This is a genomic window from Metabacillus rhizolycopersici (assembly GCF_020075705.1).
Genome location: NZ_JAIQUM010000075.1, coordinates 1 through 23,504 on the forward strand (window position 1 = coordinate 1; position 23,504 = coordinate 23,504).

Annotated in this window: 22 protein-coding genes and 2 pseudogenes; 16 read left to right on the forward strand and 8 right to left on the reverse strand. The window is 34.2% G+C overall.

Annotated elements, in window-relative coordinates; translation table 11 throughout:
* Positions 1-110: 110 nt before the first annotated feature.
* The 3 genes and pseudogenes from K9V48_RS22440 to tyrS all read right to left on the reverse strand — a co-directional run.
* The gene (locus tag K9V48_RS22440; RefSeq protein ID WP_224141355.1) at positions 111-212 is read right to left on the reverse strand and encodes a hypothetical protein; all 102 of its coding nucleotides are present in this window, start codon (positions 210-212) and stop codon (positions 111-113) included.
* 122 nt (positions 213-334) lie between these two features.
* Positions 335-415, reverse strand: a complete 81-nt coding sequence (locus K9V48_RS29735; RefSeq protein ID WP_368858303.1) for a hypothetical protein — start codon at positions 413-415, stop codon at positions 335-337.
* 908 nt (positions 416-1,323) lie between these two features.
* A pseudogene (gene tyrS / locus K9V48_RS22445) lies at positions 1,324-1,797 on the reverse strand (tyrosine--tRNA ligase); the annotation flags it as partial.
* 503 nt (positions 1,798-2,300) lie between these two features.
* Between tyrS and K9V48_RS22450 the strand changes: the two are divergent.
* The 12 genes from K9V48_RS22450 to K9V48_RS22505 all read left to right on the forward strand — a co-directional run bounded on the left by K9V48_RS22450 (position 2,301) and on the right by K9V48_RS22505 (position 12,592).
* Positions 2,301-3,134: a histidine racemase CntK family protein gene (locus K9V48_RS22450; RefSeq protein WP_224141356.1), complete on the forward strand. Its 834-nt coding sequence runs from the start codon at positions 2,301-2,303 to the stop codon at positions 3,132-3,134.
* Between the two features lie 27 nt (positions 3,135-3,161).
* The gene (locus K9V48_RS22455; RefSeq protein ID WP_224141357.1) at positions 3,162-3,962 is read left to right on the forward strand and encodes a nicotianamine synthase family protein; all 801 of its coding nucleotides are present in this window, start codon (positions 3,162-3,164) and stop codon (positions 3,960-3,962) included.
* Between the two features lie 30 nt (positions 3,963-3,992).
* Positions 3,993-5,309 carry an opine metallophore biosynthesis dehydrogenase gene (locus K9V48_RS22460; RefSeq protein ID WP_224141358.1) on the forward strand — a complete coding sequence of 439 codons (1,317 nt, stop codon included), beginning with the start codon at positions 3,993-3,995 and terminating at the stop codon, positions 5,307-5,309.
* Between the two features lie 151 nt (positions 5,310-5,460).
* Entirely contained in the window at positions 5,461-7,086 is a 1,626-nt protein-coding gene (gene cntA, locus K9V48_RS22465) for a staphylopine-dependent metal ABC transporter substrate-binding lipoprotein (RefSeq protein ID WP_224141359.1), read from the forward strand.
* An 86-nt stretch (positions 7,087-7,172) separates the two neighbouring features.
* Positions 7,173-8,105: a nickel/cobalt ABC transporter permease gene (gene opp1B, locus K9V48_RS22470; protein WP_224141360.1), complete on the forward strand. Its 933-nt coding sequence runs from the start codon at positions 7,173-7,175 to the stop codon at positions 8,103-8,105.
* Entirely contained in the window at positions 8,106-9,002 is an 897-nt protein-coding gene (cntC, locus tag K9V48_RS22475) for a staphylopine uptake ABC transporter permease subunit CntC (protein WP_224141361.1), read from the forward strand.
* A gap of 3 nt (positions 9,003-9,005) precedes the next feature.
* Positions 9,006-9,830: a staphylopine uptake ABC transporter ATP-binding protein CntD gene (gene cntD, locus K9V48_RS22480; protein ID WP_224141374.1), complete on the forward strand. Its 825-nt coding sequence runs from the start codon at positions 9,006-9,008 to the stop codon at positions 9,828-9,830.
* Complete coding sequence (locus tag K9V48_RS22485) at positions 9,817-10,563, forward strand: ABC transporter ATP-binding protein (protein WP_224141362.1); 747 nt, start codon at positions 9,817-9,819, stop codon at positions 10,561-10,563. The genes cntD and K9V48_RS22485 overlap by 14 nt, the downstream gene beginning before the upstream one ends.
* Positions 10,564-10,619: 56 nt before the next feature.
* Complete coding sequence (gene cntE / locus K9V48_RS22490) at positions 10,620-11,798, forward strand: staphylopine family metallophore export MFS transporter CntE (RefSeq protein WP_224141363.1); 1,179 nt, start codon at positions 10,620-10,622, stop codon at positions 11,796-11,798.
* Between the two features lie 138 nt (positions 11,799-11,936).
* A complete protein-coding gene (locus K9V48_RS22495) occupies positions 11,937-12,134 on the forward strand; it encodes a Fur-regulated basic protein FbpA (protein WP_224141364.1) in 198 nt (65 codons plus the stop codon).
* Entirely contained in the window at positions 12,127-12,222 is a 96-nt protein-coding gene (locus tag K9V48_RS29740) for an FbpB family small basic protein (protein WP_368858304.1), read from the forward strand. The genes K9V48_RS22495 and K9V48_RS29740 overlap by 8 nt, the downstream gene beginning before the upstream one ends.
* Before the next feature lie 139 nt (positions 12,223-12,361).
* Positions 12,362-12,592, forward strand: a complete 231-nt coding sequence (locus tag K9V48_RS22505) for a metal ABC transporter solute-binding protein, Zn/Mn family (RefSeq protein ID WP_224141366.1) — start codon at positions 12,362-12,364, stop codon at positions 12,590-12,592.
* A gap of 290 nt (positions 12,593-12,882) precedes the next feature.
* On the opposite strand, the gene K9V48_RS22510 is transcribed toward K9V48_RS22505, so the two are convergent.
* Complete coding sequence (locus K9V48_RS22510; RefSeq protein ID WP_224141367.1) at positions 12,883-13,833, reverse strand: TIGR03943 family putative permease subunit; 951 nt, start codon at positions 13,831-13,833, stop codon at positions 12,883-12,885.
* A gap of 13 nt (positions 13,834-13,846) precedes the next feature.
* Positions 13,847-14,845 carry a permease gene (locus K9V48_RS22515; RefSeq protein ID WP_224141368.1) on the reverse strand — a complete coding sequence of 333 codons (999 nt, stop codon included), beginning with the start codon at positions 14,843-14,845 and terminating at the stop codon, positions 13,847-13,849.
* A 607-nt stretch (positions 14,846-15,452) separates the two neighbouring features.
* On the opposite strand from K9V48_RS22515, the gene K9V48_RS22520 reads away from it, so the two are divergent.
* Positions 15,453-16,646 (forward strand): GTP-binding protein, encoded by a 1,194-nt coding sequence (locus tag K9V48_RS22520; protein ID WP_224141369.1) that lies wholly within the window; start codon positions 15,453-15,455, stop codon positions 16,644-16,646.
* 95 nt (positions 16,647-16,741) lie between these two features.
* Here K9V48_RS22520 and K9V48_RS22525 read toward each other — a convergent pair whose 3' ends face one another.
* On the reverse strand, positions 16,742-17,404 hold the full coding sequence (locus tag K9V48_RS22525; protein ID WP_224141375.1) for an IS6 family transposase: 663 nt from the start codon (positions 17,402-17,404) through the stop codon (positions 16,742-16,744).
* 345 nt (positions 17,405-17,749) lie between these two features.
* Between K9V48_RS22525 and K9V48_RS22530 the strand changes: the two genes are divergently transcribed.
* Positions 17,750-18,973 carry a murein hydrolase activator EnvC family protein gene (locus tag K9V48_RS22530; RefSeq protein WP_224141370.1) on the forward strand — a complete coding sequence of 408 codons (1,224 nt, stop codon included), beginning with the start codon at positions 17,750-17,752 and terminating at the stop codon, positions 18,971-18,973.
* A 579-nt stretch (positions 18,974-19,552) separates the two neighbouring features.
* Here K9V48_RS22530 and K9V48_RS22535 read toward each other — a convergent pair.
* Positions 19,553-20,164, reverse strand: coding sequence for an FMN-binding negative transcriptional regulator (locus tag K9V48_RS22535; protein ID WP_224141371.1), 612 nt, complete (start codon positions 20,162-20,164; stop codon positions 19,553-19,555).
* A gap of 197 nt (positions 20,165-20,361) precedes the next feature.
* Positions 20,362-21,264 carry a DMT family transporter gene (locus K9V48_RS22540; RefSeq protein ID WP_224141372.1) on the reverse strand — a complete coding sequence of 301 codons (903 nt, stop codon included), beginning with the start codon at positions 21,262-21,264 and terminating at the stop codon, positions 20,362-20,364.
* A gap of 162 nt (positions 21,265-21,426) precedes the next feature.
* Here K9V48_RS22540 and K9V48_RS22545 point away from each other — a divergent pair, with 162 nt between their 5' ends.
* Both K9V48_RS22545 and K9V48_RS22550 read left to right on the forward strand, forming a co-directional pair.
* Positions 21,427-22,803, forward strand: a complete 1,377-nt coding sequence (locus K9V48_RS22545) for an aminotransferase-like domain-containing protein (protein WP_224141373.1) — start codon at positions 21,427-21,429, stop codon at positions 22,801-22,803.
* A 104-nt stretch (positions 22,804-22,907) separates the two neighbouring features.
* A pseudogene (locus tag K9V48_RS22550) lies at positions 22,908-23,504 on the forward strand (IS6 family transposase); the annotation flags it as partial.

Sequence of the window (23,504 nt, forward strand, 5' to 3'; positions counted from 1 at the left end):
ACTGAAGAACAAAACAATGAAAATGAGCAGTAACTAATTATTAAAAAAATCAATTAGTAAAATAATTATAACAAGGCTTAATTAACAATATCATATTTAAGAGCAAACCTTTACTTGGTTTGCTCTTCTTTTAGAGATCGATATAATGTTGCAGTTGAAACCCCTGTCGCTTCCTGAATTTCCTTCACTGTCATCCGTTTAGAATGATACATCGCAATAGCTGATTCAACTTTTGTTGATTAGCCTTAGGTCTTCCACCTTTACGTCCCCGAGTTCTATCTGCCTTTAGGCCAGCCATTGTTCGTTCACGGATAAATATCCCGTTCAAACTCAGCTATACGGACAGCATTCCAAACATAGCCTTTCCTGCAGCTGTACTTGTATCAATCTTATCTTGTATGCTTACGAATTCCACTTCTTTTTCTCTAAGAGCATCAGCATGTCACTTTGACCGATAATTTGCGCTTATTTAAGTGTTATCTTGCACATCCAACTTTAAAAACCCAGCTACCTTCATGAGAAGATTGGCTGGGTTTCTTAATTATTTACATCCAATCATTTATAGAACTATTCGGTTCCGCCTAGTAAAAAAGCGACTGCTCATTGTTCAGCAATCGCGTCCGTTGTTGAAGATACTCTACTAAAAAGTACACTTGTTAGTAAATGTATACTTTATTTCATAAAATAATATACTGGCTAAAAATGACAGGATTGAAGTTAAAAAATCCAACAATATCGTTATATGAGTTTACAGCACAAACAAAAGAGCTTGGAGTATCCAAGCTCTTTATGTTTAATTGATAATTAAACTAGACCTCTCCTGTTGACGAGATCCGAACATAACAAAATAACGATTACCTACATTATGATGATTTTGATAGTTGTGTCCGGATGTAATGAAGCAAATGTAAATAATAGAGCAAACCAATTAAATATAACTAACGTAACAAGCGAAGAAACTAGTAGTTTAAAGCATAGGAAATGCAGGTACGAAATTGTTCGATTAGAGTTTTTCAAAAAAGATATCATCCCCCGTTCGAAAAAGTACACTTTTATAGACTGATAAAAAACTATAACATTCTAGTCCGTAATCTGTCACTTTTGGAGTTATTTTGCACTATAAGTAAATATAAAAAAGCTATCTTTTAATAAATGGATAGCATCAGGACCGCATATTTAAAAAGCCCAATTTTTCAGTACTAAAATTGAGAAATTGGACTTTTATCGTTACTCTAGAAAAGCGCCCGAGTGCTGAATATCCTAATATAAAAGATTAATACTTAACCACAATTTCTTATGATGCTAACGCTCCTGTTACTTCAACAAAAGGTTTAAATCTAGAAGTAAGTCTATTATTGTTATTTCTGCTTTTCCTTTCCAGTTAATTACTGGAATCTCATCGGGCATAAGCCCTTTTTGGAAGATGGAGATAAAATACTGTTCTGCTTTTTCTGCTGCTTCTGTTCCATGGTACATTCTTACAATGGTCTTACCAAGTAGCATTTTCGCATCTCTTGGATGCAGTACAGCTGTTTTGATTTGATCTTTAATAGTTTGAATTTGTTCAGAAGTAAAATCTGTTACTAGTTCGAAGTATTTATTCATTAATTCATCTGGAATGGACATCGCTTTTCTGTACATTTCTTATGGACTTTCATCAATACCAATGTAGTTTTTCTTTGATTTAGACATCTTATCTACACCATCAAGTCCTTCTAATAAAGGCATCAGGATAGCAACTTGTTTTTCTTTACCAAATTTCTCTTGAAAATGGCGTCCCATTAAAATGTTGAAATAATGAACATTTTTAAAAGGTTTTATTTTGTTATAAAAAACTTTATTATCTATTCTAATTTCAGAATTAAAGTTGAACTTGAATACTTTTAAAGAAGTTTAAAAGGAGGTGCCGCAATTTAAGTAGTGCCTCCTTTACATTCTAATAGTAAATTTCAATGACTTTATTCTTTCTTTTTACAATGTATATTTTTTAGGTTGTACATCTGCCATCTATGTTCCAAAACTCGTGAGATTTTTACAATTTTCATTTGGGATAAATACTTGGTACTTAATTCCCTGACTTCGCTACATCTAGTAGGTTAATTTTTAGCTCTAAGGTAGTGAATAGATAACTAAATATCGGATATCTTATACGACATTAGATTTCACCAATATAAAAAACAGAAAATATTGACAGTATCCAACATTAACATGCTATAATTCATTTAATAACAAATAAATCGTAATAGTTACGTTTTGTTTATGTGAAGAAAAATAAAAAATAAAGGTAAAGGATAGTTGTGATGAAACAGGAAATAGATTTTATTAAATTTAATCCAACACAAAATATGACAATTCTTGTTAAAACTAATTATCCAGTTGAGGAATATAAGCACGTTGCTTCAAAAATTATGTCATATGACAGCGTGCATGCTGAACAAGTAGGCTTTATAGAAAAACCTATAAATAATAAAGCTGCTGCACATCTACAGATGGCTGGAGGTGAGTTTTGTGGAAATGCTTGTATGGCATTGGCAGCTTTTATTGCGTTTGAAAAAGGACTAAAGCAAAATGAAATGACGGAAGTCTTATTAGAAGTATCAGGTACGGATCAATTAATAATGGGTCAAGTGAAAAGAAATATAGATGAATATTACTGCCAAGTAACTATGCCTACCCCTAAAAAGATAGAACAGAGAATAATAAAGTATGATGGCAGTGATTTAAATATAATCATAGTGAGATACCAGGGGTTCATACATATTGTGATAGAAGTGGAGAGATTTGATAAGTCAATAAGAGAAAAAGCAGAATCATTAGCAAAGTTGCTAGGAGTAACTTTAGGTACTAACTTGATCGGCATTTTATTGTATAAAACGAAATCTGATGAATTGGCTCCCCTCATTTATGTCCCACATCTAGATAGTTTGATATGGGAAAGGGGGTGTGGTTCAGGTACAGCCTCCTTAGGAGCGTATCTTGCATGGAAGAATAAAGGAGAGATTGTTGCGAAAATAAGGCAGCCTGGTGGGATTATTAATGTAATTGCTAGCTGTTATGACGAAGAGTTGGAAAGTCTTAAGATTGAAGGGTCTGTTGGAATAGTGGCACAAGGTAAGGCTTTTATAGATGTTTAACTATTACATATTATTGGAGTGGAATAAATGAATGTATTAAAGACCAATACTTTTCAAGAAAATTTAAATCAATTTTTAGTAAGATTTATAGATTTAGCAGCAAAATATGACCATACTATCAATCACAGTTCGGAGTTTGAGGTATTAATAGATGATTATTCGAAATTCATAATAAACGAGAGGAATAAAGAAGCTTGGGAACAACTAGAACAACAAGAATCTAGTGACTTTAATCAACTAGTCGAGGAGTTAAGAAAAAAATCAGCACTTTGTGTGGCTATTATGGAGAAATATCGTGCATTGAAGCTGCTAAACGGAACTACTGAGAGGACCGATTATTTTAAGAATATAGAATCATGTATTGAAAAGGAATTTGGCCAGTTTCAAATTACTTCAGAGTCAAAGGTATTATTAGTGGGGTCAGGCTCATTTCCGATGACACCTTTATTAATTGCTAAGCGAACGGGAGCAGAGGTTGTTGGCATAGATATTGATGATGAGGCTATTAAACTTGGACGAAACGTTGTAGAGAAATTGGGTGGAGACTTAAATATTCGATTTAAAAAAATAGCAGTGGAAAATCTTGAGTATGCGAACGAATTAACCCATATCATTTTCAGTTCAACTGTAGAAGATAAATATGACATACTGGATCAATTATATACATTGACAAATGAAAATGTAGTTGTAGCTATGAGATATGGTAATCAGCTGAAATCCTTATTTAATTATCCTATAAGAGAGGTGGATGGGGAAAAGTGGAGGATGGTTGAAAATATATTACGCCCAGATCATGTGTTTGATATTGCATTGTATAAAAAAGCATAGCTTACTTGTTAGTGAGAAAGGAAGGATTTTATGAGCGATTTTAAACGAGTCTTAATTTTAGGTACAGGTCCTACATCAATCCAGCTTGCTGTAAGTATAAAAAAGCATTTAAATTGCTACGTGGGGATTGCTGGCAGAGAGTCTGTTCGTTCGGAAACGTTTTTTGAGGCGCTTAAGCAAAGTGATCATCTAATACGTGTAAGCGTTCAAAATGAAAAGCATCGAAGTATGGAAGGTGAATACTTCGTTGATCAAGTTTTTAATGGGTATGAAACAATTAAGGGTGAATGGGATACCATCATATTTTCTGTAACAACGGATGCCTATATTGAAGTAATAAAACAGATCAGTGATAAGCTTTTAAAACAAGTAAAGTGTATTGTTTTAATTTCTCCGACTTTTGGTTCAAACAGCTTAATAAGTAATTTTATGAACAAACTTAATTTAAATGCGGAAATTATTAGTTTTTCTACATATTATGGTGATACACGATGGATGCACGATAGCCCATCTAATCATGTATTAACAACAGCAGTCAAGAAAAAAATTTATATAGGATCGACGCACTTTCCATCTAAAAATATTGATAAACTATGTAAGGTATATGAGCAACTAGGAATCACTCTAGAAATTATGAAATCTCCAATTGAGGCGGAGACTAGAAATATTTCTTTATATGTACACCCACCGTTGTTTATGAATGATTTCTCATTAAGTGCAATATTTTGGGATATAGAAACGAAGAAATATGTATATAAAATTTATCCTGAGGGGCCCATTACGCAATATTTAATTCGTGATTTGTTGTCCCAATGGAAAGAAATTATGAATATTTTAAAAAAAATAAATATAAAAAGTATAAATTTACTTCAATTTATGACAGATGATAATTACCCAGTGAGATTAGAAAGTTTATCGCGTCAGGATATAGAAAATTTCAATCATTTAGAAACTATTCATCAAGAATATTTACTGTATATACGTTATACATCTTTGTTGATCGATCCTTTTTCAGAACCAGATAAGGATGGAAGATATTTTGATTTTTCTGCTGTTCCGATTAGAAAAATGTTTGTCAACAAAGAAGGGTATTTGGATATCCCAAGAATGCCTAAGGAAGACTATTATCGTATCAAAATCATACAGGGTATTGCAAAATATTTAGAGTTGAATTGTCCAACAATAGATAAATTTATTAAAACATATGAGAGTAAAATTGAGAAAGTTGCTCAATCTCGTAGAGGCGAATTCTTGTCTCGTGCATTTGTCGTTCAATGTTTTGAAGAAGATTTGAATATGATATGCGGTGAAATAGGAAAAACCATAGCAGCAAAGACGTTGGAATAGTACTTGTAATAAGATAATAGAGTAATATACTATTCAAATAGGAATAATTACGATTTATAGGAGGGTGTTTAATATATGTTGGAGTGTAGATCAGATCCAACAAAAACGAGTTGTATGCATATTAAGGAGGACTTAAAGGGAGAGGATTACCATGTTTAGTAAAAGATTTAAGTTAGTGGCACTAGTTTTTTTGGTTTTATCTATTCTAGTTGCTTGCTCTTCAAATTCGGCAAACTCTGATAATCAGAAAAAGGAAGATAATGATAGTAAGCAGAAAGCAGAAATAGTTTATGCATCAGCCAAGGACATTAATGATATGAATCCCCATCTTTACACAGGTTCAATGCCTGCTCAAGGGATGGTATATGAATCATTAGTTGAAAATACGAAAGACGGAATTAAGCCTTTACTTGCTGAATCCTGGGAAGTTTCAGGGGATGGAAAAGTGTACACGTTTCACTTAAGAAAAAATGTGAAATTCCATGATGGAGAGCCGTTTAACGCAGAGGCAGTGAAGAATAATATTGAAGCTGTACAGAATAATGCAGAAAAGCATGCTTGGATTAAGTTATCTACAAAAATAGAAAGTGTAAATGTAGTAGATGAGTATACAGTTGAATTAGTTCTTTCAGAAACCTATTATCCAACTTTGGTTGAATTATCTATGACAAGGCCATACGTATTCATATCTCCTAAAGATTTCATTAATGGCGGAACAAAAGATGGTGTAAATGGTTTTAACGGTACGGGACCATATACTCTAACTGAACATAAAACGGATAAGTATGCAACGTTTCAAGCAAATAAAGATTACTGGGGTGGCACACCTAAAATAGAGAAAATTACATCTAAAGTTCTTCCAACAGGAGAAACGACGTTTTTAGCATTAAAAAAAGGAGAAGTAAACTTTGCTTTTACGGATGATCGAGGTGCAGATAGTCTTGATATTGAAGCAATGAATCAATTAGTTGATTCAGGTGATTACCAACTTGTTAGAAGTGAACCAATGAATACGAAAATGATCGTAGCAAATAGTAGTAAAACTGATAATCCTGTTAGTGAAACGGCTGTTCGTGAAGCCATTTGGTACTCGATTGATAGGGAAACAATTACAAAAGATATTTTAAATGGTACTGAAACAATAGCCCACACACTATTTTCTCCGAACGTGAATTACGCAGATGTTGATTTAAAGAAGCGAGGTTATGATATAGAAAAAGCGAGGGGGATTCTAGAAGAAGCTGGTTGGGTATTAGCAAATGGTGATAATGTTAGAACAAAAGATGGCAAGAAGTTAGCCATGAAACTCTATTATGATAGCAATTCTTCTTCCCAAAAAACTCAGGCTGAATTTATTCAAGCTTCACTAAAAGAAATTGGTATTGAATTAGAAATTATTGGTGAAGAATCAACTTCAATTGCTAATAGAAGATCCACAGGTGACTATGATTTATTATTCAATCAAACCTGGGGTCTAGCTTATGATCCACAAAGTACAATCGCTGCTTTTACATCTGAAGCTTCATATAAGCATACGACAAGCGGCATTGATAAAGCAGATGAACTTTATAAGAAAATTGAACAAGTTATGGTGTCAACAGATGAGCAAACCAGAAAATCATTGTACGCTGATATTTTGACGATTGTTCATGATGAAGCAGTGTTTATTCCTATTTCAAATGGAAGTGTTACTGTAGTAGCGCCCAAAAATTTAAACGGAATATCTTTTAAACAAACTCAATTTGAGCTGCCATTTGAGTTGATGAACTTTAAATAAAAATAAAAAGGGGAATTTTCCCCTTTTTATTTATGAGAAAGTATAAACGTTTAAATATTGGTATTTTAATAGAAAGGAGATCTTCTATGGGAAGTTACATCATTAGAAGGATACTAATATCCGTCCCTTTACTTCTAACCATTTCGTTTTTGACCTTTGTTTTAATCAACCTTTCTCCTTTAGATCCAGCCGAAGTGGTATTACAAGCTCAAGGTGTTCCACAGATAACAGAAGAATTATTAGAACAAACAAAAGAAGAGTTTGGGATGGATAAGCCATTTATCTTACGATATTTTGATTGGCTTATTGCCTCCTTACAGTTGGATTTTGGAGATTCATATATTAATGGGAAACCAGTTTGGTCATTAATAGGTCCGGCATTTTTGAATACGTTCAAGTTAACGTTAGTTTCATCTGTTGCTATTATCTTTATGTCTATACTATTAGGTGTAATTTGTGCGTTGAAGGAAGGAAAAATGATTGATAAATCGGTAAGAGGAGTTTCGTTTTTCCTAACAGCAATGCCGTCATACTGGCTGGCGTCTATTATGATCTGGTATGTCTCGGTTAAATTAGATTTGTTACCAACAAGCGGGATGGAATCGTATAAAAGTTATATCTTACCGGTTATTGTCATCACTATCAATTATGCTGGTATTTATTTTAGAAATGTTAGAACTTCCATGTTAAACAATTTAAATGAGGATTATGTTTTATATGGAAGGGCATCTGGGTTATCAGAAATCAAAATCACTATGCATATACTAAGAAATTCATTACAGGTTGCTATTTCGATATTTGGTATGTCTATACCTATCATATTGGGAAGTACAGTAGTTATAGAAAACGTTTTTGCTTGGCCAGGGTTAGGGACTCTGAGTGTTAAAGCAATTCTAAGCAGAGACTTTCCTATTATACAGGCATACGTTCTTATATTAGCAGCAGCCTTTGTTTTGTTTAATACAATCTCCGACATTATAAATGTTGCGATGAATCCTAAGTTAAGGAATGATCTTTAAATGAGAATATTGAAAAACTTAAGTAAAGATAAGTTAGCTATGCTATCTTTAACGATCATTGTTGCCACAATTATTGTTGGTATTTTCGCACCATTATTTGCTCCACATGACCCTAATGAAGTCAATATGAGTCTTCTCTATGCTTCACCTTCATGGGCATATCTATTAGGTAATGATCATCTAGGGAGATGTATTTTATCCAGAATCATATATGGAATTCGACCAAGTGTATTATGGGTTTTAGTTGTTCTGTGTATATCTGTTTTAATTGGTGCAATCTTAGGTTTTCTAGCTGGATATTTCAGAGGAAAAGTCGATGCGATAATTATGAGAATATGTGACACGATGCTTTCTTTTCCAGGATACGTTATGGCACTGGCGGTTATTGGAATATTGGGCGTGGGTCTTGAAAACATCCTAATTGCATTTGCTTTGATTAAATGGGCATGGTTCGCTCGAGTCATCAGAACCTCTGTAATGCAGTATGCTGAATTAGACTATGTGAAGTTCTCCAAAGCATCAGGTATTAGTGATATAAAAATAATTTGTAAGCATATTGTTCCAGTTACCTTTTCTGATATCACAGTGATTTCAAGTGGTGCTATTGGAGCGATGATTTTGCAAATTTCAGGGTTTTCATTTTTGGGTTTAGGAATTCAAGCCCCAAATGCTGAATGGGGGATGATGTTAAATGAAGCGAGGGAAGTTATGTTTACGAGACCGGAATTAATGTTAGCTCCCGGTTTAGCCATTGTTATTGTGGTATCAGCGTTTAATTTTTTATCTGATTCACTTCAAGTTGCTCTAGACCCTAAATTAGTAAACTCTAAAAACAAGCATATAGAAAATTTACCACTTTCTAAAATAAAGATTCAGGAAAAAGAGGTGGCTAATTAGATGATGAATATATTAGAAGTTAAAAACTTAAAAGTATGGGATGTTAATTCTGGAAAAGAAATTATTCAAGATAGTTCATTCCACTTAAAGTCCGGAAGTTGCCTTGCAATTGTAGGAGAAAGTGGAAGCGGTAAGTCTGTCACTTGTAGGGCGATAATGAGATTAAATAGATCCTCTCTTCACCAAACAGGGAACATCCTATTAAAAGGAGAGAACATAAACCTTCTATCTGAAAAAGAGATGAGAAAGAAAAGGGGTAGAAACCTTTGCATGATTTTACAAAATGGGATGAGTGCTTTCGATCCCTCTTGTGTAGTCGGTGTACATTTAAGGGAAACACTTGCTGAACACTTCAATTGGAGTAAAAACGAAATGGAAGTAAAAATGACAGGTGCGATGGAAAGTGTCATGTTGAAAAACCCGACAGAAATTATGAACAAATATCCACATCAGTTATCGGGTGGAATGCTGCAACGAATTATGATTGCGCTAGCTATTGTCCTAGAGCCGGATATTATTATTGCTGATGAACCGACAACAGCACTTGATACCATTTCACAATTTGAAGTAGTTGAACAATTTATTAAGTTGCGAGAAAGAATGGGGTGTTCAATGATCTTTATTTCCCATGATTTAGGTGTTGTAAGAAAAATTGCGGATGATGTCATGGTTATGAAGGATGGAGAAATTATAGAACGAGGGAAAACCGAGGCCATTTTCTCAGAGGCGCAACACGAGTACACAAAATATTTAGTATCCACTAGACTGGCGCTGAGTGATAATTTCAAGAAAGTAATGGGGGAGGGGCTGCTAGTTGCTGAAGGTTGATAGTGTTGGGAAATCCTATAAAAAAGGTGGATTGTTTTCTTCAGAGAGACAGAACGTTTTAAAGAATGTTAGTTTTGAATGTAAGAATGGAGAATGTCTTGGTATTATCGGAGAAAGTGGGAGTGGAAAATCGACATTAGGACGTTTGTTATTAGGGATTGAAAAGCCTGATTGTGGAATAGTTTTATTTGATGGAAAGAATGTAGAAGATAGAAAAGTAAGGTTAGGTAATATTAGCGCTGTTTTTCAAGACTATAAATCTTCCATTAATCCATTCTTTACTGTTGAAGATGCAATCATGGAGCCATTGAAAATTCGGAACAAGAGTAGAAAAGAGAATAAAGACAAGATTGTAAATCTATTAAATCAAGTTGGATTACCTTCGTCTTATCGAAACAAATATCCTCATGAGTTATCAGGGGGAGAGGTTCAGAGAGTGTGTATTGCAAGAGCTATCTCAGCAGAACCAAAATGTATTTTATTTGATGAGGCAATCAGTTCTTTAGATGTATCTGTTCAAACACAAATTCTTGAATTACTTAAGGATTTAAAAAGAATCTACAACATGAGTTACATTTTTATCACGCATGATATACAGGCAACTGCCTATATTTGTGACCGAGTCATTATTTTTAAGGATGGTCAAATTGAAGAAATAGTGGAAATTGAAAACTTGAAGGACGTTAAGTCTGTTTATGCAAGAAAACTATTACAGTCGTTGATAACGTTTTAATCAGGTTAACTGTATAAAGTAACAGAATTTGTTACAGAGTTGGAGGAGGGAAAATAGTGAGTGGAGCTATGTCTTGGCCTTTTTTACGATTGTATCTGTTGGTGCTCCTTTATTTTAGTGCCAATTCTATACTAAATGTTATTATCCCTTTACAAGGGGGAGCACTAGGAGCCACTAATACAACAATAGGTTTGATTATGGGGGCATATTTATTTACAACCATGTTTTTTAGACCATGGGCAGGTCATATTATTCAAATGCATGGGCCGATAAAAGTGTTGCGTATTATTCTTATTATCAATGGTTTTGCTTTAATCTTATATACGGTAACTGGGCTAGGTGGCTATCTAGTTGCTCGTATGTTACAAGGGGTATCAACAGCTTTCTTTTCAATGGCATTACAGATAGGAATCATTGATGCACTGCCAGAGAAAGATCGTTCTCAGGGAATTTCACTTTATTCTTTATTTTCTTATATACCAGGAATTGTTGGTCCTTTATTGGCATTAGGTATTTGGCAAGGAGGAATGGAATACTTTGCAATCGCGATGACAATAATCGCCATTTTTACTGGGGTGTTTGGCTATAGTACCAAAATGGATAAAGCCGAAACCCAGTCTTTTACAAAAAATGCTGAGCAGGGTGTAAATATGTTTAATTCATTTGGACAGTTAGTGAAAAATCAACATTTATTTAAATGCAGTGTTCTTATGTTAGTTGGTTCTATTGTATTTGGAGCAATTACTGTCTTCATACCTCTTTATGCTGAACAGGTGAAAAACGGAAACGCTGGAATTTTTCTAATGATTATGGCAGTAACCGTTGTCTTTTCTCGTTTTTCCTTAAGAAAAAAAATCCCTTCCGATGGAAAATGGCATTCATCGTTTATTATGGGGACTATGCTCCTTTTAGCTATGGGAGCGCAATGTGTAAGCTTTGCTATAAATGGCGGGGCTATCTTTTTCTATCTTGGTGCTACCTTTATGGGAATAGCTCAGGCGCTCCTCTATCCAACACTAACAACGTATTTAAGCTTTGTCTTGCCTCAGATGAAACGCAATGTGTTATTAGGTTTATTTATTGCGATGGCAGATTTAGGAGTTTCTTTAGGTGGTATTATTATGGGACCAGTCGCTGATTTTTACTCATATTCAACTACATATATGATTTGTGCTATTTTAAGTGTGGCAATGCTCTTCTTTGCCTATGACCGACGAAAGATATTTGTCGGATAAACCTAATGAGGAGTCGTTCAAAAGTATCATTCGCCTTATAAATAGTAATTGTTACGATTTATATATTGAAATCTTCCTTGAAAGGCTGTATGCTTTAGTTGATAATAATTATCAATTAAAAAGGAGGGAATTCCTTTTATGAGCACAATGTTACGTGAAGCGATACAAATCAGAAAAGAGTTTTTAATCGATCAGCTTTTAAGCATAGGTGTATATAAAAAAGAGAATGTTCAGCTATATGAGCTTTGTCTTAGTGATCTAGAAAGAGAATATAGGTTATTTAACGAGATGGGGAAAACAAGTGAAAAAGAAAACATTGAAACAATTAATGAATGAAAATAAAAACCATATTTTAAAGGATAAAACCCTCATAGAGAAGATCTACAAAAAAATTGAAGATAGAAAATTAAAATCAAATAAGTAAGAAAAACCTTAATATAGAGAAAGAAGCAAGTTTAGAATTTACTCCGGCTTCTTTTTCAATGAAAGAAAGCCGATATTTCCTACGTTAAGGAAACATCGGCTTTCTTCATGTCGAAATTTGCTTAGCGTATGTTTTCAATTTGTTGGTAGGACCCCTTATAGAACTTGTAAAAGAAAATAATCTAAAATATATTTTCTTCGAACCAAATCTAACGAATAAAGTTTCTGAAATTGTAAAGAATGAAACAGGAGCAAAAACGTTGAACCTAAACACTCTTGAAGCAATTTCTGATGAAAATATAGAAAATGATGAAGATTACTTTGATTTAATGAAAGAAAACATCCGGGGACTGCAACAAGCTATTAATTAAACATTCTACAGATATTAAATGATAGTTAGGTATTTAAATCCCAATCTCAATAAGGAGATTGGTTTCCTTTTTATGTGTTTCTTAGTTATTTATAGCAACAAAACGGATTCTGGAATGAATTATGCAATAAAGCTTAATCTATAGGATAATAAACGTGAACTTGTTTTCAGTTGGAGATCTTAATAAAGTTGAGTTAGAGCAGTAATTTAAAAGATTGTAATGCAAATTAACATATATCTCATAAAAAGAAGCTGAATAAAGATTAATTTTCAGCTTCTTTAATATTTATTTTACATGATTTTAATGCTTAGAGGATAGAGATAAGGCTCTTTTGGTTCACCGATTTGTTTCCAATCGGTAATTTTAATTATCGGAAGCTCAGTTCCGTTATATGTCGCAATATCCAATACGCCATTCGCTTCAATCCATGTATCTTCTTTGACAGTAGAGGCTTCGGGAAATTCTGAAAGAAATCCAATAATGCTTGCATCTGCTACACAGTGGGTAATTAAAAATCTTGAAATTACTAATTGATTCTTATTGAATCCATTCTCTTTATAAACAAATCCTTTTAATACTATTTGTTTACCTTTAAATTTTTGTATATCCACTTTAATTTCATCATAGTATGTGGAAAACATTGCGTCGTTCATAACAATGTTAGAGCTTGCCGATAATCTTTGTGTTAATTGATCATATTCTTCCTCAGAAATAGAATTTTGTTCCATAATATTAGGGTTGATATTTTCATCTATTACATGATTTTCTTCATATTGATTTTCATTTTCGACAAGATTGTCGTTTTCAGAACTTCCTCCATTATTTGATTGTTTTTGGTTAGTTAGAATTGTCATGCCGCCTTTTTTATCAGCAATAGAGGCATCTAGAATCTTAGCAGGGAGTAGGAATCCAGTTAACAAAGGAAAAATGATAATTGAATATGAAATTAGTTTCTTAATAGTAAAAGGAGTGTCCCCATGATCATGATGATGTTCGCAAGTATGATTCTGATGATTATGCTCACAGTGAGAATGACTATGAATACTTTCTTTTACTGTCCATATTCTTGTCGTCTGGACAAAAAATAAAATTAAAAAAATAACAGAAGCAGACTGGCTTAAACCTAAATATTTAGGATTAATAAATTTTGTCATTTCACCTGTAAAATGAAGCTTAAATATGAATATCGTAAAAGTGAGCAATATTAATGATCTAACTGCCTGCTGAAAATGAAATTTCACGTATTATCCCTCCCTATAGAAAGACTTGCAATAGTATTAACGTAATAAAAACAAAAGAAGCCACGAAAGCCAAGACCGACATAACGAACTTAAAACGGAAGACGCTAAGCATCATTATTGTGTTCTTTAAATCAATCATTGGTCCAAAAATTAAGAAACCTAGTATGGATGTGGTTGGGAAAATACTACTGAAGGAAGCCCCGATAAACGCATCAGCTTCAGAGCAAAGTGATAAAACATAAGCTAAGCCCATCATAACTAGTAAGGAAGAGATGGGTCCATTTCCAGCTTCTAGCAGTGTTTTTGCAGGCAAATAGGTTTGTACAAAAGCAGCTAAAAAAGCTCCCATAATTAAAAATTTAGCCATATCAAAAAATTCATCAATTGTATGAGTTAACATAGACCAAATTCGGTTTGAAAAAGCTTCATTTTTTACTTTATCGTGAGAGTGAACTATTTGAATGGAAGATTTAAATTGATTGCCTTTAAATAGCCAGCTAACAGCAAAAGCCACCATGGTTGCGACGACAAAACCTAAACTCATTCTCAAACCAGCCATTTTAAAATCATTGCCAAATGCCATATATGTTGAGGCGATAACAATAGGGTTGATAAGTGGGCCTGTCAACATAAAGCCCATGGCAGCGTGTATAGGAACGCCTTTTGAAACAAGTCTCCGAACAATGGGAACAATTCCGCATTCACAAGCAGGAAATAAAGCCCCTACCACACAACTCATAAGAACAGCCATTGTTTTATTTTTAGGGATTAACCTTTTAATATGTTCTTCGGTTACAAAGATTTGAATAACTCCCGCAATAATCACACCTATTAAGACAAAAGGCAGAGCTTCTATTAAAATACTTAAAAAAATAGTGTTTAGATTTAGCAAAGATGGGGGGAAATCAAAAGAAACCTTAAAGTTAGAGCTGAATGAAACCAGTGAAAGAGCCAAAGTCAGTATTAATATACCAGTAATATCAATGATATTCGCTCGAATAATACGATTCATTTTTTACCTCCTATAGATTAGCATTAGTGTTATTTTTTCATATAAATATATATTCAAATTTGATAGAGTATGATAAAAGATTTAAGAGGTTAACTTTTAATGAGAGAAACACAAATCGTAATTATTTCGTTTAATATTTTAGAATATGTCTATGTAAATAAAATTATGTACTCTTTGAACAAGGATTGAGTGCCAGGCAGAGCTAATGATCCTTGGTCGTAACATATAACTATAGAATTCCTGTCTAGAAAGAGTAAGTAGATAAGATAAATTTCTTACTAAATAACACTTCCATTACGCTAAATAAGTATCTTTGCTGGACTCTGAGAAAGGTGCGTTTATAAAATTACTTGCAAATAGTAATCATTACGTTTTATAATAGTTGGTGTGTAATAAACACCGCCAAATTTTTACGCGATCTTAATGAGAAATGTAGAAAGTTTTTATATAACACAAATCGTAATTATTTCGAATTGTTTTTTTGAGTAAAAAAGGTTTAAGACACTATAGGAGGAAAAATGATGAGAGTCAAAATTACATTAGCATGTACGGAAACAGGAGATCGGAATTACACCCAGTAATCTTTATATATGAAAGGTTGGTTGAAATGAAAAAGATTCCAGTGACAGTATTAAGCGGTTATTTGGGTGCAGGTAAAACAACTTTGCTAAATCATATTTTAAATAATCGTGAAGGTCTTAAGGTTGCTGTTATAGTCAATGATATGAGCGAAGTAAATATTGATAGTGAACTAGTTCAAAAGCAAGGCGGTTTTTCCCGAACAGAAGAGAAATTGGTTGAAATGTCGAATGGCTGCATTTGTTGCACTTTACGAGAAGATTTGCTGGTAGAAGTAGAAAGGTTGGCAAAACAGGGAGATATTGATTACATCTTAATCGAATCGTCCGGCATTAGTGAGCCTGTGCCTGTTGCTCAAACATTCTCTTATATTGATGAAGAATCGGGGATTGACTTAACAAGATTTTGTAGATTGGACACGATGGTGACCGTAGTCGATGCGAACCGTTTTTGGCACGATTTTGAATCAGGCGAATCATTGCTTGGTCGTAAGGAAGCCGTCGGAGAAAACGACATCCGCAATATTGCCGATTTATTAATCGACCAAATTGAATTTTGTGATGTAGTAGTCTTAAATAAATGTGATTTAGTAGCAGCTGAAAATCTAGAAAAGCTGGAAAATGTTATTAGGACACTGCAGCCTATTGCGAAGATTATACGGACTGTTAACAGTATAGTAGATCCGAAGGAAATATTAAATACAAACTTATTTGACTTCGATAAAGCAAGTGAATCGGCAGGCTGGCTAAAAGAGATGAACGTAGGTCCGGCTGATCACACTCCGGAAACAGAAGAATACGGGATCTCTTCCTTTGTCTATTCAAGAAAACTGCCGTTTCATTCTGAGCGTTTCAACCATTGGTGCGGAGCTATGCCCATGCAAATTGTCCGGGCTAAAGGGATTGCCTGGTGTGCAAGCAGAAATAATATTGCCTTGCTTTTATCGCAGGCTGGTCCATCTGTAAGAATCGAACCCATATCCTATTGGGTAGCGTCACTCCCAGAGAAGCAACAGAAAGAAATATTAAAACAAAATCCTAAGCTTCATGATGAATGGGATAAAGAATTTGGTGATCGCAATACGAAACTAGTATTCATTGGTATCGATTTAAATGTAGAATTAATTACAAAGGAATTGGATGCATGCTTGCTTACTGTCGATGAATTTAATGATGAATGGAGCAAATTGAAAGATCCCTTCCGCTGGCAGCTGTCTTCATAATAAAAAAGAACCAAGAAATAACATGGTATATTGGGTTCTGGTGCAAAAACTATTTGATGGAGACATAGAACCTACATGGCCTGTTCAATGACAGATTATGATGCAATTTCAAACAACTTATGTATGAATTTGACTTCATTTTGGACAGACTGCACCCGTTGGTGAAGTTGTCCTTTTTTCATCATATGCATGGCTTCAACGCCACTCAATATAGAAGTGGCTGTTTCATACGACTTGAATCCCAACATAGAACGCACACGTTTCTTAACGAAACGGTGATCTTGTTCCACTATATTATTGAGATATCTAACTTGCCTTAGTTGTATGCCTTCAGGCATACTTTTCTCTTCTTTTAACTCTTGAATCGCTACAGGATAGGCTGGATTTTTGTCAACTGTTATGACACGAGGTTTACAAATATGAGAAGCAGCCAAGGCTTTCTTGAAAAAGCGCTTGGCTGCTTGTTTATCTCTTGATTCACTTAGATAAAAATCAATGGTATTCCCTTTTGAATCGACTGCACGATATAAATACATCCATTGACCTTTTACTTTCACATACGTTTCATCGACTCTCCAGGAGTCATTTGTTGTCTTAAGGAGACGTCGTACTCTTTCGTCTAATTCAGGTCCATATTGATGAACCCAACGCGTAATGGTTGTGTGGGCGATAGATAAACCTCGTTCCTCCATCATTTCCACCAAATCACGAAAACTAAGTGTGTACCGTAGATACCATCTCGCCGTTAATAAAATAATATCAGGTTAATAATGTTTCTATTTGAACAAATTTTGGTTTTCCATACTGATCATGCCCCTTTTTTAGGGTAATAGTATCAGTATGTCCAAGATTTAGAGATTACTTGCAATTATCTTGAAGTTTTTGCACCAGAACCCAAAAATTAATAATGATAAATCATTTTCCAACGTAAAATAAGTTGTCATTTTGACGAAATAAAAATGTAATATTTTCTTGTCATATTTTGACGGAATTCGGTGTTATAATGACTTGAGCTATGTGTAAAATGAAATATTAATTCATGAGGAAATTTTTGTGAATATAGAAACTATTAATCTATTAAAATTTGGAATGGAGAGACGAAGTTGTCTGTACGGAATGTTTTTACTATAGGAGTTACAGCTGTTATTTGTGCAAGCAGCTTATTACCAACATCAGCTTTTGCCAACACGTCATCGGAATTAAAAAATAAAAAGGAGACCATTCAAGAGCAACGGTCTTCGATACAGTCTGAAATTAATGGTGCAAAAGGAGAAATCAATAGTCTAGAGAGTGAACAAAAGAAAGTCGTACAAGAAATTGAACGTCTAGACTCAGCTGTTGCTGTTACAAGTGAAAAAATTCGTGGTAAAGAAGCAGAGATTGCGAAAACAAAAGAAGACATTGAAGCATTGAAAAAAGAAATTGAAGTTGTCACTGAACGAATTGAGAAACGTAATGAAATACTTAAAGACCGAGTTCGTTCAATCCAACAAAGTGGAGGCACAATTAGCTATCTCGATGTTCTTCTTGGTGTACAAAGTTTTTCTGATTTAATCAGTCGAATAAACGCTGTAACAACGATTGTCGAAGCCGATAAAGATCTTTTAAAAGCTCATCAAGAGGATAAGCTTTTAAAAGAAGAGAAAGAAAAAGAGTTCAACAATCAGCTTTCGTCTCTTGAGAACGGTTTGACAGATCTTGAACAACTTAAAAAACAGCTAAATAGTCAAATTGACGAAAAAACTAATTTTATGAAAAGAATAGAAGAAGAACATGAACAACTAAGCGGTGAACTCGATAAACTTCAGGATGAAGAAGCTGCTTTGGCTGCACTTGAAGGACAAGTCCAATCAGAAATGAAACGATTGGAACAAGAAAGACAAAAAAGTGTACAAAATGGTGAAAAAGTTATAACAGGATCAGGAAGATTATCTAGTCCTATGGCGCCAGGATCATTCAGGATTTCTTCTACTTATGGATGGAGAGTGCATCCAGTTCACGGAACCAGAAAACATCATAATGGTGTCGATTTTGCAGCACCAGTCGGAACACCGATTTATGCCTCTGACTCTGGGTACGTGTTATATGCTGGAGCTGCTAATGGCTACGGAAACTGGATTGTGATTGATCATGGTGATTTAATCACGATTTATGGTCATATGTATTCGAACCAAGTTTATGTTTCCCCTGGAGAAAGGGTCGAAAAGGGTCAACAAATCGCTGCAGTCGGAAGCGATGGCTATTCAACAGGACCGCACTTACATTTTAGTGTATCCCGTGGTGGTTCTCTCACAAATTACGTAGATCCTATGACTTTATTAAGATAAAAGTAATAATTCAATAGAGATAAAAAACTGGTTGGAAAATATCTAACCAGTTTTTTTATTAGGTCATGACTAAGTTGCTTTAAACAGAGAAGAGTAATGGAAAGTCCTTATTTGATGATTAGTAAAATAACCTATTTATATGGGTTTTATATGCAGTTTGTGGATGTAGCTAGCTTAATGCTAGCTTTTTATTTTTTTAAAAGTTCTCCGTAGGGATTGCAAAACATATAAATTGAAGGTCTTAAAGACAAGATGGACAAAGCCCGTAAACTTCAAACTTATGATCATATATTACGTAATCATTAAGGGAGGCGTCCATTACTTCTATTTCCATTGGACACAGGTTAAGTTCAGTCGTTTTTCTACATTCTGTACAAATAAATAAATGTTCATGAGTATTAATTTTATTTTTTAAATGAAATAGATTTTCTCCATTAAGGGGTCCTGCCGCAAAACGGGGATATTATACGCTAAGCAGATTTTAACCTAAAAAAAGTCGAATTCCTTACGCGTATAGGAACCGACCTTTTTAGTTTGGCTTGTTAAACGAAGCACCCGTTAGTGCAGTAACTTTCAACGTTATTTTTTGGGGTTTGCCTTCATTAATAATGAAATCTGTTGCTCATCTGTATTTGAAATCTGTTCCAGTTGATTAACAATTAACTCTTGTCTCTGCGATGGATGGTTTTGACTTAACTTTGCTTTCCCTTCTATTTTGTTGATTTTTATTTTGAATCCTTGAACTCCTTTGTTCATACCAGCGAGAAACTCAGCATCTACATCTCGCAAACTGTATGAACTGTCAGGAGCTTCGTACTTCAATACCATATCATGTAAGGAGCTCATTAACTCATATTCATCCTCTAATAGTTCGACTTCTCCGTAGACATGAACGGTCACATAATTCCATGTTGGCACTGCTTTATTCGTCTCATACCAAGATGGGGAGATATAACAATGCGGACCATGAAAAATAGCTAAGACGGTTTGATTTTTGATATCTTTCCACTGAGGATTAGGACGAGCAAAATGTCCATATAAGTATGAATTCTCCTTGTTCAAAATTAACGGTAAATGAGTCGCAAAAGGCATTCCATTATGTTGAGAAAAAAGAGTCGCGAAACTATGCTCCTTCATAATGTCGAAGGCAAGTGTTTCATCTTTAATTTTAAAATGTGCAGGAATATACATGTTTTTTTCTCCTCTCAGAATCTTTTCTTATCACTAAACTTATAATTTCTCTATAAGATAAACGTTTTTTAACCACGATCCTCTTTATCAACGACAAATTCTTCATCTAATACAATTCGGTCATTCCATAAGCTATATTCCATACGATTCATTCCTTTTCATATTTAATTATTTAGTTAGCTCAATTGAATATGCAGTTAGTTTTTCTCTGATACAGCTCCTTTTTTTGATACAGGAGCATTTTTGCCTAATATAACAGAAAAGACAACAATCACTGCTATTACAAGAGTGAACAATGTGATAGATTCATCTAGAAATACTGTTGCAAATAGAATCATCAAAAATGGTTGTAAGTATTGAATCTGACTAACTCTTGCTATTCCACCCATAGCCATTCCACTATACCAAGCAACATATGCTAGAAATTGACTAACCACTGCGAGATAAATAAAACTAACCCAAGCTTGTAAAGGGGCATGGAGCATTTCAGTTGTAAGGTTTAGCCCAACTGGAATAATGAAAAATGGAGCACCGATCATAATTGCCCAAGCAATTACTTGCCAGCTACCTAATTCTTTCGCTAATATTCCACCCTCTGCGTAACTAAGTCCAAGTATAATCACTGCTGCTAGTAAAGCTAAATCGGCAAATTGTAATTGACCGAATCCAAGATGGAGTGCATACATAATAACAGCTAAAGAGCCGATTATACTTGAAATCCAGAATTTGAGAGAAGGGATTTCACCTGCTCTAAACATAGCAAATCCGGCTGTTGCTAATGGTAACAGGGCTAATTCCACAGCTCCATGAGAAACAGGCAAGGATTCCATTGCCCAAGAAGTGAGGAGAGGAAATCCTAAAACTGCACCAATAGCAACAATAAGTAGACTTTTGAATTGGCGAGGAGAAGGTAGTTTTTCTTTTTGAACAATCAATATTACAGCTACTAAAATAGCAGCAACAACTGTTCTTCCTAAACCGACGACCGTAGTCCCAAAATACTCTACTGCAATACTTGTAGAAGGGAGCGTTAAGCTAAAACAAATGACACCTACTAATCCCAACAATAATCCAAATTTCTCTCTGGTTTCTCTCTGCATCTTATCCTACCCCTATCTTTTTATTTTGTATCACATCTGTACCATTTTCTACTTTTCTTAAAAGACAGTTATGATATTATTAAAATAATAATAGGTACATACAATGAAAATAAACCATTTTTTTACCCATCTGTCATGGTACAGATAAAGGAGAATCAATATATGAGCTCAAAATATATTAAGATAATGGAAGAAATTAAGCTTCAGCTAGCAGATGGATCGCTCATTGCAGGTAGTAAACTCCCTTCTGTTCGTCAGTTATCTGAGTATTTTTCATGTAGCAAAAATACGGTCATTAAAGCATACGAAGAACTAGAAAAAGAGCATTTAATTTATTCTGTTCCTAAAAGTGGTTACTTTGTTGTGAATGAATTTCAAAATGCGACGAATGAAAATGACGTGATTGATTTCTTGTCTGCTGGTCCAGATAAAAACGTTATGCCTTATGTTGAATTTCAACATTGTATGAATCAAGCAATTGAACAATATAAAGAAGAGCTTTTTACATACTCTGATCAACAAGGGCTTTACTCATTACGTGTACAGTTAGTGAAATATTTGCAGAATCTACAGGTGTTCACTCAACCAGAAAGAGTAGTCGTTGTTTCTGGCTCGCAGCAAGCCCTTAATTTATTAGTTTCTATGCCATTTCCAAATGGAAAAAACAATATTCTAATTGAACAGCCTACTTATTTCGGATTTATTGAGTCCACCAATCTGCACCAAGCTAATACTTTTGGAATTGAGTTATCGATGGAAGGGATTAATCTTGATCGTCTGGAATACATTTTTCGAAATAATGATATAAAATTTTTCTATATTATCCCGAGATTCCACAATCCACTTGGACATTGTTACTCGAATAGCGAAAAGAAAAAAATCGTTGAGTTAGCTGAAAAATACGATGTATATATAGTGGAAGATGATTTTTTAGGAGACCTTGACCCAAATGCTAAATCAGATCCTTTATTTTCTTTTGATCCTTCTGGGAGAGTGATTTATATTAAAAGCTTTTCGAAAGTTTTTCTTCCAGGGTTAAGGATTGCTACTATCGTTCTTCCTACATTAATGATTAACAATTTTTTACGATATAAATTTAGTTCGGATTTTAATAGTTCAGCACTTTCTCAAGGTGCGCTAGAAATCTATTTAAAAAGTGGTATGTTTAATAGCCATCTCAAAAAAATAAAAGAGGTATACCGTACTAAAATGCAAATCCTTCAAGAAGCATGTGAATTATTGCTACCGGCTAATACTCATTTTTCTAAACCGACTTCAGGATTCTATCTATCCATCAGTTTGCCCGAGAATGTGACAGCAAAACAGGTAGTTCATATGCTAAACGAGCAGCATATTTATGTTGATGATGCCTCTAGAATGTTTTTACCAGAATATAAAAAGGAAAATCTCGTTCGATTAAGCATCTCTCAAGTGAACGAGAGTCAAATTAAACCAGGGGTAGAGCGATTGGCTCACTGTATTGCTTTAATTGACAGTAGAAAAAATCATATTACTCCAAATAACTCTTTACTCATTTAGTATGGGTAAGTTGGTTCTGGTGCAAAAACTTCAACACAATTGCAATTAATTTCTAAATCTTGGACATACTGATACTATCACTCTAAAAAAGGTGCGTGATCAGTATCGAAAAGCAGGATTTATTCAAGTGGAAACATTATCAGCCTGACATTATTTTGTTAACAGTGAGATGGTACCTGCGGTACAACTTGAGCTTTCGTAATTTAGTGGAGATGATGGAAGAACGTGGCTTATCGATGGCCCACACAACGATTATGAGTTGGGTTCATCAATATGGACCAGAATTAGATGAGAGAGTACGACGTCATCTTAAGTCAATAAATGACTCCTGGAGAGCCGATGAAACATATATCAAAGTAAAAGGTCAATGGATGTATCTATATCGTGCAGTCGATTCCGAAGGAAGTACAATTGATTTTTATCTCAGTAAAACAAGAAACAAAAAGGCTGCAAAGCGCTTCTTCAAGAAAGCTTTGCGGTCTTTTCATGTTTCAAAGCCTCGTGTCATAACAGTGGATAAAAATCCAGCTTAGCCTACAGCAGTTGAAGAATTGAGAAAAGAAAAAAACATACCATCAGGTATGCAACTCAGACAAAAGAAGTATTTAAATAATATCGTAGAACAGGATCATCGTTTTATCAAGAAACGTGTTCGTTCTATGTTAGGGTTGAAATCTTTTCGGACAGCTACTTACATACTG

Excerpts from the sequence above, each read along its gene's own strand:
- K9V48_RS22440 (WP_224141355.1), bottom strand. The coding sequence starts at position 212 with ATGTATCATTCTAAACGGATGACAGTGAAGGAAATTCAGGAAGCGACA.
- K9V48_RS22450 (WP_224141356.1), top strand. The coding sequence starts at position 2,301 with ATGAAACAGGAAATAGATTTTATTAAATTTAATCCAACACAAAATATG.
- K9V48_RS22455 (WP_224141357.1), top strand. The coding sequence starts at position 3,162 with ATGAATGTATTAAAGACCAATACTTTTCAAGAAAATTTAAATCAATTT.
- K9V48_RS22460 (WP_224141358.1), top strand. The coding sequence starts at position 3,993 with ATGAGCGATTTTAAACGAGTCTTAATTTTAGGTACAGGTCCTACATCA.
- cntA (WP_224141359.1), top strand. The coding sequence starts at position 5,461 with ATGTTTAGTAAAAGATTTAAGTTAGTGGCACTAGTTTTTTTGGTTTTA.
- opp1B (WP_224141360.1), top strand. The coding sequence starts at position 7,173 with ATGGGAAGTTACATCATTAGAAGGATACTAATATCCGTCCCTTTACTT.
- cntC (WP_224141361.1), top strand. The coding sequence starts at position 8,106 with ATGAGAATATTGAAAAACTTAAGTAAAGATAAGTTAGCTATGCTATCT.
- cntD (WP_224141374.1), top strand. The coding sequence starts at position 9,006 with ATGAATATATTAGAAGTTAAAAACTTAAAAGTATGGGATGTTAATTCT.
- K9V48_RS22495 (WP_224141364.1), top strand. The coding sequence starts at position 11,937 with ATGAGCACAATGTTACGTGAAGCGATACAAATCAGAAAAGAGTTTTTA.
- K9V48_RS29740 (WP_368858304.1), top strand. The coding sequence starts at position 12,127 with ATGAATGAAAATAAAAACCATATTTTAAAGGATAAAACCCTCATAGAG.
- K9V48_RS22515 (WP_224141368.1), bottom strand. The coding sequence starts at position 14,845 with ATGAATCGTATTATTCGAGCGAATATCATTGATATTACTGGTATATTA.
- K9V48_RS22520 (WP_224141369.1), top strand. The coding sequence starts at position 15,453 with ATGAAAAAGATTCCAGTGACAGTATTAAGCGGTTATTTGGGTGCAGGT.
- K9V48_RS22535 (WP_224141371.1), bottom strand. The coding sequence starts at position 20,164 with ATGTATATTCCTGCACATTTTAAAATTAAAGATGAAACACTTGCCTTC.
- K9V48_RS22540 (WP_224141372.1), bottom strand. The coding sequence starts at position 21,264 with ATGCAGAGAGAAACCAGAGAGAAATTTGGATTATTGTTGGGATTAGTA.
- K9V48_RS22545 (WP_224141373.1), top strand. The coding sequence starts at position 21,427 with ATGAGCTCAAAATATATTAAGATAATGGAAGAAATTAAGCTTCAGCTA.